The sequence below is a fragment of the Trichodesmium erythraeum IMS101 genome (assembly GCF_000014265.1).
In the GTDB taxonomy this organism is placed as follows: domain Bacteria; phylum Cyanobacteriota; class Cyanobacteriia; order Cyanobacteriales; family Microcoleaceae; genus Trichodesmium; species Trichodesmium erythraeum.
In genome coordinates this window covers 7736706-7750108 of sequence record NC_008312.1, presented here as the reverse complement: position 1 = coordinate 7750108, position 13403 = coordinate 7736706, and the positions used below count along the sequence as shown (strand labels likewise).

General features: G+C 32.2%; 9 protein-coding genes and 1 pseudogene. 9 read left to right on the top strand and 1 reads right to left on the bottom strand.

What is annotated here, in order from left to right:
• Positions 1-529: 529 nt before the first annotated feature.
• The 6 genes from TERY_RS24485 (at position 530) to TERY_RS24460 (ending at position 8657) form a co-directional block, all read left to right on the top strand.
• Complete coding sequence (locus TERY_RS24485; protein WP_011614274.1) at positions 530-1513, top strand: pyruvate dehydrogenase complex E1 component subunit beta; 984 nt, start codon at positions 530-532, stop codon at positions 1511-1513.
• A 1634-nt stretch (positions 1514-3147) separates the two neighbouring features.
• Complete coding sequence (gene secD, locus TERY_RS24480; protein WP_011614273.1) at positions 3148-4533, top strand: protein translocase subunit SecD; 1386 nt, start codon at positions 3148-3150, stop codon at positions 4531-4533.
• 140 nt (positions 4534-4673) lie between these two features.
• Positions 4674-5660: a protein translocase subunit SecF gene (gene secF / locus TERY_RS24475; RefSeq protein WP_011614272.1), complete on the top strand. Its 987-nt coding sequence runs from the start codon at positions 4674-4676 to the stop codon at positions 5658-5660.
• A 364-nt stretch (positions 5661-6024) separates the two neighbouring features.
• A complete protein-coding gene (locus tag TERY_RS24470) occupies positions 6025-6348 on the top strand; it encodes a CU044_2847 family protein (protein WP_011614271.1) in 324 nt (107 codons plus the stop codon).
• Positions 6341-6820, top strand: coding sequence for a trypsin-like peptidase domain-containing protein (locus TERY_RS24465; protein ID WP_011614270.1), 480 nt, complete (start codon positions 6341-6343; stop codon positions 6818-6820). The genes TERY_RS24470 and TERY_RS24465 overlap by 8 nt, the downstream gene beginning before the upstream one ends.
• 37 nt (positions 6821-6857) lie before the next feature.
• On the top strand, positions 6858-8657 hold the full coding sequence (locus tag TERY_RS24460; RefSeq protein ID WP_011614269.1) for an ABC transporter substrate-binding protein: 1800 nt from the start codon (positions 6858-6860) through the stop codon (positions 8655-8657).
• A 484-nt stretch (positions 8658-9141) separates the two neighbouring features.
• Here the strand turns inward: TERY_RS24460 and TERY_RS38030 are convergent.
• Positions 9142-9339: pseudogene (locus tag TERY_RS38030) on the bottom strand (hypothetical protein); the annotation flags it as partial.
• A gap of 8 nt (positions 9340-9347) precedes the next feature.
• Between TERY_RS38030 and TERY_RS24455 the strand changes: the two are divergent.
• The 3 genes from TERY_RS24455 (at position 9348) to TERY_RS24450 (ending at position 11661) form a co-directional block, all read left to right on the top strand.
• Complete coding sequence (locus tag TERY_RS24455) at positions 9348-9746, top strand: hypothetical protein (RefSeq protein ID WP_011614268.1); 399 nt, start codon at positions 9348-9350, stop codon at positions 9744-9746.
• A gap of 292 nt (positions 9747-10038) precedes the next feature.
• Positions 10039-10242 carry a hypothetical protein gene (locus TERY_RS34225; protein ID WP_011614267.1) on the top strand — a complete coding sequence of 68 codons (204 nt, stop codon included), beginning with the start codon at positions 10039-10041 and terminating at the stop codon, positions 10240-10242.
• 837 nt (positions 10243-11079) lie between these two features.
• Complete coding sequence (locus TERY_RS24450) at positions 11080-11661, top strand: M23 family metallopeptidase (protein WP_196797171.1); 582 nt, start codon at positions 11080-11082, stop codon at positions 11659-11661.
• The last annotated feature ends 1742 nt before the right edge of the window (positions 11662-13403 follow it).

Genomic DNA, 13403 nt, shown 5'->3' with positions numbered 1-13403 from the left:
AACAAAGCAAATTAAATTTATAAATTATTCAATAAAAGTTTGTTTTTCAGAACTACCAAACAAGTTATTTTTTTTCAAAATACTGCTGACAATATCCAGTTAAATTTTGTACATAGGTTCTCGAAAAACTTAGCTAATAGAACAGTTAGTTTAAACATAATTATTTAAGAAGATAACTTATATTGCCTTGTATAGTAATTATATCTTAGCTTGACAAATATAGTTTTTTATGATATAATTATATGTAATAATAAATAATAATATTTTAATCAAAGCTAAACAGAAGTCAAGTCAAATTAGTTAAAAAGCTGCTTAGATAAGACAGTAAAAGGTTAATATTAACATTTAATTAGCTATTAGCTAAAATTCTGAGTAATTTTTGATTAACACCGTGGGAAAGCATGAGGAATTAAAAGCAAATCTTAGAATATATATATAAAACAATTAGGTGAACTCACCCTAGAAGTCTATATCTGATTCTCAAGTCAGAGTGGAAATTGTTACCTAACTCACATAACCAACCTGTTAAATGGCACAAACTTTATTATTTAATGCTCTCCGTGCAGCTATTGATGAAGAGATGGCTCACGACCCAACTGTATATGTTCTTGGTGAAGACGTAGGTCACTATGGAGGCTCCTACAAAGTGACCAAAGGTCTTTATGAAAAATATGGGGAACTACGTATTCTTGATACTCCTATTGCAGAAAATAGCTTTACAGGAATGGCTATAGGTTCAGCCCTGACTGGACTACGGCCTATCATTGAAGGCATGAATATGGGATTTTTATTATTGGCCTTTAACCAAATTGCCAATAATGCTGGAATGTTACGCTATACCTCTGGTGGTAATTTCAAAATTCCATTAGTGATTCGTGGCCCTGGTGGTGTGGGTCGTCAGTTAGGTGCAGAGCATTCCCAAAGATTAGAAGCCTATTTTCAAGCTGTTCCTGGTCTTAAAATAGTAGCTTGTTCAACTCCATACAACGCCAAAGGTTTACTTAAATCAGCTATCCGTGATGAAAATCCGGTCTTATTTTTTGAGCATGTCCTTCTTTATAATCTCAAAGAAGACTTGCCAGAAGATGAGTATTTGTTACCTCTAGATAAAGCAGAAGTGGTACAAACTGGAAAAGATGTTACTATCTTGACCTATTCGAGAATGCGTCATCACGTTACCCAAGCAGTACAAACTTTGAAAAAACAGGGTTATGACCCGGAGGTAATAGACCTCATATCTCTCAAACCTTTAGATTTTGAAACTATTGGTGCTTCTATTAAGAAAACTCACCGGGTGATTATTGTTGAAGAGTGTATGAAAACAGGTGGTATTGCTGCTGAGTTAATTGCCTCAATTAATGAAAAATTATTTGATGAACTAGATGCTCCTATTTTACGATTGTCTTCTCAAGACATTCCTACACCTTATAATGGTTTACTTGAAAGATTAACAATTGTACAACCAGAGCAAATTGTTGAAGCAGTACAAAAAATGGTGGCAATTAAAGTTTAACTGGAAGCAAGAAGGAGGAAGACTTTAGTTATCTAGGAGAGAAAGAAGAAGCAAGAAGACTAATTAAATTTTTTGATAACATAAACGATTCAAGCTTTGTAAGGATTTAGCTATAAGCTATCAGCTATCCTCCAGAGTTCTAACTTCGCAGTTTAGCTATGAGTTATTAACTCATTATCACACCCTAAGCAGGAATTGGTCTCCCAGGAATGATGAAATATAAATAACATTGCTTATTTGCTAACCTTGCTAAGCTACTGAATTCTTTCAGAATCTGAGTGTTGAAGAGGAGCAAATTTAATGCTTACTAAGCTTTTCCTTCAAGCGGGCAACTTTTTGTTTTTTAACCTTCCTAAGTAGGTAGGAGTTAAACTTTGTTGCTATGTAATAAAATGTAAATAATATAAATTTCCTAAAGTCAAACTAAACATAACTTGAAATCCAAGATGTCAAACTTGTAAATATTTTGATCAGTTAATTGAAGTTTTAAGTTTATGAAATTGGTATAACCTCTCAAGTCAACTATTTCGAGAAACTTGAAGTTAGTTTACAAAAATTAATATAGTTAAGCAATTTCTGTACCTACCTACTACAATTGCTATCCATTAGACACATAGGTTTTGCACAGGGCAAAGTGTGGGATAGACAATTAAGTCATACCAGTTCTAGGAATTGATATAGCTGCTGCAGTTGCTGTATTACCCTAAACCTGTCCTTTCTCCTGCTGTATTGTCCTTAGAAGTATGAATCCAAATCTAATTGAAATAGGCGATATAGCTGACCCCACGCTCCGCGATCGCTAATCTCAGTATTATTAATATCTGCTCCCAAACCTTAGCAAATTTCTGCATCTCGGGGATGCCATCGACCCTTCTATTGTCCAACAATTCCGTACGTTCGCTCTAATTGCTGTGTCTGGTCTTTTGCAATAATATGCTAAATTTCAGGGAGCATAACTTTTTTAGATCCGACTCAATTATCGGTATGCCAATATTGACAGTTAGTTTTACCTTCTGTATTAACTATGAGTTATCCAATCTCATTGGCCATTATATTTACCAATTCTCCCTGTAAGAATCAATCCACTTGAGGATACTTGAGCAATTCCAATCCAACAATTACCTGCTCTGAGTTAATTGAACTGGCAGTGCCCTTGTTTTTTTTTAGACAAAATCTCAAAATTCATCTCTACTGCAAAGTGAGGTTTCAAATTGAATACTCAAGCTTTGAAACAAAATTGGATGGGCAGAAATATAAGGCTGAGAAATTGATTAGGGAAGACTTATCTTATTCCTAAAAACTATGAACAAATTTGGTGACATCACTTTCTTTGTGTTAAAGTTATACGACATCTTTTTAAAGGGTTAAATGCAAAGTAAATAATATACTAAACCCTTCCCTATTGCTCATTCCCTAAAAAGCCTAGATATTTTTTATATGACTTAAACATTTATATTGACCTTATACAAAAAAATATCCATATATATTACCAATTTCCTAAAGTTAGACTACACATTACTTGAAATCTGGGATTTCAAGTTTATAAAAATATTTATAAGTGAATTTTTAATTTGATGAAATTAGTATTAATTATCAATACAATCCTCTAAATGCTACTTTAATTTAATTAAATTATGCGTAGACAAAATTCTTATATAGCTTTAATCTTAGTTCTAGTTATCGCATCAGTTACAGTATTAAGTCAAATTCCAATTCGTTTAGGATTAGATCTCAGAGGTGGGTCACAACTCACTATTCAACTACAAACCTCTGAGGAAATTCCCACCATTGACGAACGTGTAATGGAAGGAGTCCTAAAAATAGTTGAAAATAGGGTTAATGCTTTAGGTGTATCAGAATCAGTAGTTCAATCTTTAGGACAAGACCAAATTTTAGTTCAATTACCAGGAGTAAATGACCCTGAACAAGCAGAACGGGTTTTAGGAGGGACAGCTCAACTTGACTTTCGAGAACAGTTACAAAGTACCGAGCAGCAGTTAGCAATTGAATATCAAGTACAGAGACAACTATTAGTAGAGCAAGAATTACTTAAAAATAGTGAAGACCAAGAAGCTATAGAAAAAAATTTAGAATCTATCGAAAAAACAAATCAAGCGATCGCCCAACTATTCAAAGAAGCAATTATTAAAGGCCAAGACCTCAGAGATGCTTTAGCGGAACCAGAAGCTCCTGGGTCTAATAACTGGAATGTAGCTTTACGTTTCACCTCTGAAGGAGGACAAAAATTTGCTGAATTGACCAAAAATTTAGCAGGAACTGGGCGTAGTATCGGTATTTTCCTAGACGATAAACTATTAAGCGCTCCTACGGTTAGTGTTGAATTTGCAGAGACAGGAATTACTGGTGGTAGTGCAGTTATTCAAGGTACATTTACCCCTCAACAAGCTAATGATCTAGCTGTACAACTGCGGGGTGGCGCTCTACCTGTTTCTGTAGAAATAGTTGAAAATCGAACTGTTGGGGCCACTTTGGGCAGAGATAGTATTCAGCGTAGTGTCTACGCCGGAATAGGTGGTTTAATTCTGGTATTAATATTTATGGTTCTTTACTATAGACTACCTGGCGTCATTGCTGACGTAGCCCTAGTTATTTATGCCCTATTTACCATTGCTAGTTTTTCCATCTTGGGGGTTACTTTAACATTGCCAGGAATTGCTGGTTTTATCCTGAGTATTGGTATGGCAGTAGACGCCAACGTTTTAATTTTTGAACGGACAAGGGAAGAGTTACGAGCTGGCAAAACTTTATATCGTTCTGTAGAGTCTGGCTTTTATCGGGCTTTTTCTAGTATTCTAGATGGTAATGTCACAACTTTGATTGCTTGCGTAGCACTATTCTGGTTAGGAACTGGTTTAGTCAAGGGTTTCGCCCTAACTTTGGGAATTGGTGTAGCAATAAGTATGTTTACCGCCCTGACTTGTAGTCGAACTTTGATGTTTTGGACAATTGGATTTTCTCAATTCCGTAAACCAGAATTATTCTGTCCAGAACTAAAGTAACCTCAAATATTGCCCACTCATCTATAAAACTCACATGAATATCAATACAATTAATATTTCACTGGTAGTTGTTGGAACCACCATGTCTCTTTTCCTCTCCCAGTTGAAGTAGGGGTCAAAGAAGCTATCAGGAGATTTTAATGAAGATAAATATTATTAAACAGCGATCGCTTTGGTGGACAATTTCAGGGTCTATTATACTTTGTGGTTTAATTGCTATGGCCATTTCTTGGACTCGGCCAGATATTAGTGCCCCCTTACGTCCAAGTTTAGATTTTGTTGGCGGTACTCGGTTACAACTAGAATTAGATTGCACTATACCCAATAACTGTAATCAACCTATCAAAGTTGCTGCTGTCAGAGAAATAATAAGCAAGGAAGGTTTCCCTAACAGTAAGATTCAAGTTGTAGGAGAAGAGAAAGAAGCTATTGACATACGCACAAAAACTTTAGATGTTGATACTCGAACTCAGTTAATAACTGCTTTAAGTACAGAATTTGGTAAATTTGACCCAGATTCTACTCAAATTGATACAGTCGGTCCTACTTTAGGACGACAAATTTTTACCTCTGGACTATCAGCTCTACTGGTTGCTTTTTTTGGTATTACAATATATCTGACTTTTAGGTTTCAGTTTGACTATGCCGTATTTGCTTTTGTTGCCTTATTTCACGACATATTAGTTACCGTTGGCATTTTCTCAATTCTTGGTTTGGTCGCCGGTGTGGAAGTAGATAGTTTATTTTTGGTTGCTCTATTAACTATTATTGGATTTTCTGTTAATGATACAGTAGTAATTTACGACCGAGTTCGGGAAGTAATTAAGCGCTATCCAGGTAAACCAATTAATCAGATAGTTGATGATGCCGTCAATCAAACTTTAACACGGTCAATTAATACCACTGTAACTACTTTATTACCTTTAGTTGGTATTCTTATATTCGGTGGAGAAACTTTAAAATATTTGGCTTTGGCTTTAATTATTGGTTTTGTGGCAGGTTCTTACTCTAGTATATTTATTGCTAGTACGCTTTTAGCTTGGTGGCGTGAGCGTATTGGAGAATTTATCCCCAACCCCTTAGAAGAAAATTCACAGTTAATAGAAGGTCAAAAGGATACTGTTTAAACATAAATACAGCTAAAGAACTCAAGCTCTGATAGAAGTTTTAATTAGAGCTTGTTGATTCATTATACAAGTGTTGGCATATATAAGGTTAATGCTTTATTTTTAGTGACTTTAACTGATATTAGAAATTGGTTTACTCATAGCTGTCAGTTGTAACTCACCATCCTCATGCATTGCTGTAAGTCTATATTCTAAGGTCTAAGGGCCTTTGGCTTATAATGACGATAGGAGTTATATAACTCCGAGGCCAACGGATTTGCTCTTAATAATTCCCACGAAGTTTTTAATGGTGCACTACGAAGATTTTTAGGCTCTATTTCTTCTACAATAAAATACAAGTCAAATTTAGCAATAATAATTATATATGGCTACCAGATTAATTGAACTAGAAAATGGTATTTTAGTTTATTCAGGAGCCTCAGAGGATGAATCAGAAACTATTTCTACTAATTTTATTAAAGGAGTTAAATCTGCTTTTGCTCAGATTAAACCTATATTAATTAGTATTAGTCGTCCTATTGCTGAAGCTTGGCAAGAAATCAATAAAGATATGGAAATTGAACAAGCTGAGGTAGAAGTAGGTTTAAATTTTGAGGGGCAGGGTAACATCTATATTACTAAAGGAAAGGGGGGTACGAATTTAAAAGTTAAGTTAGTTTTGAAACCTAAAAAGTTAGAAAATGAGTAACTTAGAAGATTCTATTGTTTTAATCAGAAGTGCAAAAAAAGCAAATGTTATTGGTACTGGATTTATATTTCATAAACAACAGAATTATAGTTATCTGCTTACTTGTGCTCATGTTATTGAGGGTGTGGGTGGAGAAGAAAATATAAGGGTGAATAATCTTCCAGCGGAAGTTATAAAAATAGGAGATGTTCAAGGTTTTGATGTAGCTATTTTAAAAATCAATACAACTTTTTTAGCTTCATCCTTGAACTTAAGGATTTTAGATGGAAAGGAAGGAAAAAAATTAGAAGTTAAAATTCCTGGCTATTATCTTTTTGGACAAAATAACGCGCTTCGTCGTCAAACAATAAGAGGAGAAATGATAGTTGAGGTTGATGGAGAAAAAGCATTACAAATAATAGAGAATGTAACAGAAAAAGTTGCAGTTGGAAAGTTAGAGATAAAAAAAAGGAATTCTTCGTTCAGGTTATAGTGGTGCCCCCGTTTATGATATTAATAAAAAATCAGTTGTGGGTCTAGTTACTCATAAAATTGATGTTGATGGAAAAGGAAAAGGAAAGTCTGGTGTAGCGATATCAATAGAAGCTTTAGAAAAAATTTGGCCTGAAATACCTGCTAGTATTTCTCGGAAAATTACACGAGAATCACTAAAGAATCCTATTGATTCAACTCATGGAAATAAAATACCAAAGTGGTGGCTTACACATTTTTTGCCTTACTGTCTTTTTTTCGTTTTTCTATTAGTAATATATCAGAAAATATTAGACATATTTAAGAAAATTGATACAAATCAACCTCAAAATATTTCTCAAAATAATTCTGAAAATAATCCTAAAAGTAAAAGTATTTATGATCTTTGTCCTACAGAATTTCAGTTCTTAACTTGTGGTGAAAAAGAGCAAGGTATTACTATTAATTTTCCTGTAAACAGCGCATTTTCAACAGAAGAAAGGCGTGGGAGAGATGAATTAGCTAAAAGGAATTATAAACAAGCTGTTGAATATTTAAAAGAAGCATGGGAAGGAGAGGATGGAGATAAAGATCCTTCTCTTTTAATTGCTTTGAATAATGCCAAAGTTATGCTAGATATTCAACAAGGAGACTTACCTAGAAACCAGGTCTATGCAATCAGTGTTGCTATTCCTTTTAGTCACACCCTAAGATATGTAAGTAAGAATATACTTAGAGGGATAGCTTGGAAACAAGAGGAGTTTAATAATAAATCTGATGATAATAATGAAGATTGGAAATTATTAGTGTTAATGGCTGATGATTCTAACGACGGAGAACAAGCTAAAAAAATAGCTGACGAAATAGGAACCTATAATTCTACTTTAGATAATCCTATTTTAGGATTTATAGGTCATTATTCTTCCAGAGCTACAATCAATGTAATTAATAAATATCATAAACTTAAAATAAATCAAATTACACCAAGTGCTACCTCTACTAGAGCAGACCTAAAAGATACTTATAAAAAGGTATTTAAAAGTGAAAATTTGTCGAATTCTCAACTAAATTTTTCATTTTTCTTTAGAACTATTGGAACAACAAAAGAAGCGATGGATGCAGTTAGAAAGTACATTGATAATGAGAATCTAGAAATAAAAAATGTAATTATTTTTAGGAATAGTACCGATGTTTTTTCTCTTTCTTCATCTTCTGAAGCAAAAAAACAACTCCTAGAAAGGATACAGAAAGACAATATTACAGAGGTTGAATTATTTCAAAAAAATCCATTAGATTTGAGAGAAACACTTAAAAGATACAAAAATAATCCTTTACGTAATGAGACAAATACAGTTATTTTTTTATTTATGGGTGCATACACTGAATCCCAAAGAGGTCAAGTTAAAGCAATTATTGAAGAAAATAAAGGAGATTTTTTACTGATTGGTAATAGTCCTGTGTATACTCCAGATTTTTTGACAAAATTCGACAAGTCAGTACTGAATAACATAATAATTAGAAGATTTTGGGAACCCTCTGAGTCAGATCAAAAATTTAAAAATTTTCAGAGTTTTTGGAAGACAGAGGATTATTTAATCACGCGCATTGGCACATCTTATGATGCGACTGAAATGTTCATTCGAGCAATTTCTCAACAACATCAAAGCGTAGGAACTCCTACACCAGAAGGAATCAATAATGCTTTGTTAAATACTGATTTTATAGGGATGACAGGAAAAGTTAAAATTATTAAAGATGGGCCAAATAAAGGCGATCGCCAAGGTGCTAATTTTTATTTAATTAAACCATATTGCGAGGAAAATGGTGAATGTAGATGGATGAGGTTAAACCCATATTAGGAAGAAAATTAGGGCTAAAAGAGGACGTCATGACAGCTCCTGGAACAAGGATGTGAAAACCCCTATCTATAAAGAATATTAAGTCTATAAATTAGCTCTTATACCTTTAGTAAAAAAATTAGACTAACATCAAATCTGCTTGCTTTGAAGTATTATTATAAACCGGATTTATAATAAGAAGTAGATGTTAGTATATAGTAATCCTGTTTTATTAGGGTCCAAAATATTATCGCTTTTTGAGATAGGGGTTTGGGGCAATAATTAATAAATGCTCAAGAGTTTCGGAGTAGATTTTTAGTTGTTAAATTGTCACAACCTAAATAAAATTGCTATAGTAGAGCATTTAATACTTTCCCCGGAATAATATACTTTTTTTATACCTATACTACCGGATTTGATATAGCTTCTATTCTTACATAGAAAAAATTCGATACTCCTGTAAACATAGCAATAAAATTAGGGTAAAGCGATATAGTTGCCATACTTACTCTATCTTTAATCTCCCCCAATGAAATGCTTCATTATAATAATGGATAAAATAATGGATAAGATCTGCACCTACCAAATAATTTTCTAATTTTTTAGAAAAGGATAAATTTTTCCTGGCAATAGGGATAATTCTTTAAAGTAAAGTATTATTTAAATTTTTTATATGGGCAGTTAAACCAGTTTCTTTTCTCACTTATATCTATGCCTAGAATAATATGTAAAGATGAGTCAGTTTTACCAGTTCAAGTACAGAGACTTTACAGATTAAAAATCTATTGTAGATGGTTAATAGCTGTGTTTCTCTGGATCAGTATTGGTTCTCTAAGTATATGGAGTTTACGCAGAGAAATTCATTTATGGGTAGAGCATTTTACCTGGGTTTCTGTACGTTACGCTCTGGCTTATAATAGGCTATCTTCTCTTGGTCTAGGTTTGTGTCTTGGTACTACAACTGCTATTTTAGTTTGGCAAAGTAGAAACATTCTTTGGGGTATATCTCCAGAAGAACAAAAGGGCTTAGAACAACAAGTACGTCAGATTAAACATCAAGGACCAACTCATCTTCTATGGAAATGGGTAATTCAAGATAATTCAAATTGAAGGAGTTTTAGAACTTATGTCACACATTTTTTATTTTTACTGACATTTTTCTTTATTTTTATATCTTCCCTATTTGACAGAGTTATTTTTACATATAAACTCTCATACATTTTTCTTGACATACCTCAAGATTTCTACTTAATTTTTTGTTTTTCCCGTTCTACTAGAATTGTAAAATATTAATACTGAATTAATTATAATCTCTCTCTCATGCTATATTTTAAACATAAAATGTGGATTAAAAGTAATATAAAAACGGCAGTTTAGTAAGTATTTATACTATAAGAGGTATTTGCTTGATAAGACTTCAATTGCTAGTTTTTTAGACTTGGAAGATTTACCAGTTTATCACAAAGGTGTCAAATATAGATTGAGTGGTAAACGAGTGAGAAAAAGACTTTATAAAGCTTCAAATGGTCTCAAATACAATGCTGATGTCAATGGAAGTTTAACATATTACGAAAAGCATTCCCAAACGCTTTTAGTAATGGGATAATGATAATGGGTGTTGTAGTTCACCCCGTAATGGTTACCCTATATTAAAACTAGGTCAAGGTTTATTTATCTATAGATTTAGTAACTATATGCTTTTATATTCAATCAGCTAAACCATAAGTAATACCAACCAAAATTAGGCAACTGCTAGTTGATTTTTTTGTTATCGCCTAATCTTGCTAGAATTTAGAGTAATATATGCCCAAAGATCGAATACTAACTTAGTAAGAACAGTCCCTGGGAATCTCTACAACCAAAACCTTTTTTTGCCAGAAGCATTACAGCTATTTGTCAATCAATCATTTTGAGTCAGGGTTATAAGACTATTATGCAATAATAAAACTTTTTGATTGCCCAGAATATTTCACTTCGCTCTATTGCTGTTTAATTATCTGTTTCAAGTGTTATAGCGAATAGGGTTCATATCAAACCAAAATTAACAAGGTATGGAACCAGAATTATGAGCAATTAATATTACATAACTGCTAAAAAATCCTTAACTAAGCCCTACTATAAGTGTTTCTCAAGTAACTGAATTATATTCTTTTTATTTTTCTATTCCCACAGAACCCGAATTACTATCCCTAAATTTATACCCCCTCAAATCATAATATAATATTGAGTTATTAGTTATTACAAAAAAAGCAATATTATGCAACTTTTTAGACAAAAAAAATCACAAATATTGCCCTATAAAAAGTTTTTTTACCAATATTCAACGCCATTAGTTATTTTTCTCATAAAACAACTAATCTTACAAAAAAAATACAATCACTATAGTGGTAAAGTTAAAAGTTTTTTTGTTTTTTTGATATTTATATTTTTAATACATATAACTGTGTTAGCTCCCTTAATCAAAACAGGAGTTCAAATAATAGAAGAAGTAGCAAAAAAAATAGCCATTGTGCAAGAGAAGATACAACATAACTTCCCCAAAATTACTCCCTTTTTGATTCCATACTATGGCAAATCAGATAAATTTCTACCTTATGTAATTCATACTCCTTATTTCATTGATAATACCCCTCCGGGAGCTTATGATTTTACCCTAGAGCTAAATGGTAAATTACAAGTTCCTATTCCAGCGCCTTGCAAAGGCACTATTCGCGGAACTAGATTTCAAGGCCGAAATGGAAGTTTTAGAGTAGCCCAAGGTGCAGGTCAGATAGTTGAACTTATGTGTGATGGGACTAATTATTATTGGTTAATGGGTCATTTGTTACAAGGTTCAACACCAAGAAGAGGAACAAGAATTAATAAAGGACAATTAATTGGTATCCAAGGTCTTACAGGAAGAACCTCTGGTTATCATGTCCATGCTCAGATTCATTATCATAGTGGACAGAGAATTACTAACAGGAAAATCACCCGTCCTCTTGTTGAGAATTACATCAAATTTTTGAGAAAAGGTTCTTATTAAAGATAAATGCTAAAACTTTTTCCTATTTATTACTTACACTAATTGTCTTTGTATTTTTTAGTTTTAAGTGTATAAACAGAATTAATTACATATTCTGTTCCGTTTTTTCTCAAGCACTTTTTAAGATATGGAAGTAAGCTAATGCAATTTTTAGGTATCCTACTTTAAATCCATTCATAGCATGATATAGCAATTATCAAATCTATGAGGTACAGTATAAACAATACCTTTATCAGAATAAAAAAAGTTGAAATACTCAATATATTTCAGAAAAAAATTATTGAATCTTACTATTTTTAAAGGATTTTTTATGGTCAACTAGCAGAGAATTTTAAAGTTACCCTTAGTTTGATTAGTAAAGTTTTAAAGCCATACATAAAGACTGGAAATATGAGCCCTAAACCTAAGGTTATAGGAGTTAAATTTTAACAAATAAGTCAGAATAATTAACAAGGACAATTAATAGAAAAAATCATGATTTAACTAATGAATAACTGTTGCAAATTAATAATTAAAAAGCCGGATTTAGAGTCAGCAGACAATCAATATAGTATAATAAAAAAATACTCAAATCAACAGTAAAAAAACAACTTATGCTGAGAAAAAAAAATAAATAAAAAAGTACAAAAATTGAGATTATAGTATTAGGAAATAATCAAAAACATCTTGGTTGAAGATTTAATCTTTATAAATTAACCTGAAGTAGATATGGCAATGGCTGGCTTATATACACAGTAAAATAAGGCTAAAATAGATCGTGTTCAGACTCTCCATTAAAAAGGAAAAAGAATTTCATTCTTATTGAGCTGTCACTCGCAAAGGAATAGTTTTATCAGCAAACATACGAAACATTTATTCAATTAAAGTGATACCTCAATTGTGACCTGGTGCTTGTCTAGTTATTGACAATTGTAGTATTCATAATGGGAAAGAAATAGAAAAAGCTAACCAGGAAGTTGGATCCAAGCTGTTTTTTTTCCTCCGTACTTCCCGGAATTTTTATCCATTGAACAAATATGGTCAAAGATAAAAAATTAACTTATTGTCTTTAGATGCTGTGAACTTATAAAGACTTAGAAGAATCTATTAACAAAGCTTTTGCACCAAGCGACATAATTAAATATTCAGACATGGACATTGGTTTACCAAGTGCTGCTATTGCACCTCATCAATGCTGAAAAATGCCATAAGTTTCTATCACATTTCTACTATATTAGATTTTGCTAACATAGATAGGCAAGCAAAATATTTCCATTTTTTTTTACTTCCATTCTTCTAATTTATTCAGTATACGACCACTAGTATGAACTGAAGTTTAAGTAGATATTCACAAAAAAAGCTTAACTATATTAAATTTTGTAAAGAGACTCCAAGACTCTCTAGACAATTGACAGGAGACAAAATTTACATTTTGTTACATAGAAATAAATTTTAACGCCTACCTACTTAGTCCAGAACTAATAAAGCTCTTTTTGACAAGTCATGACTCAATTTATCTCAAGAATTCACCATAACTTTACTAATTTATATATATATACCTTGATTATTTAGTAATAGAATTCATTTTTGCAATTCATTAACCCTAAAACATTTGCTTGTTTACTCTAATAATTTTTAGAAGTTATTACTTTTCCTTTTTTTTGCCATCTATATAAAATAGATCGCCTCAAATAAAAATTACTTTTATCTAAACATACTTAATAAATTTTTCCTTTTTTTATCTTGATTTGTAAGTACTTTAA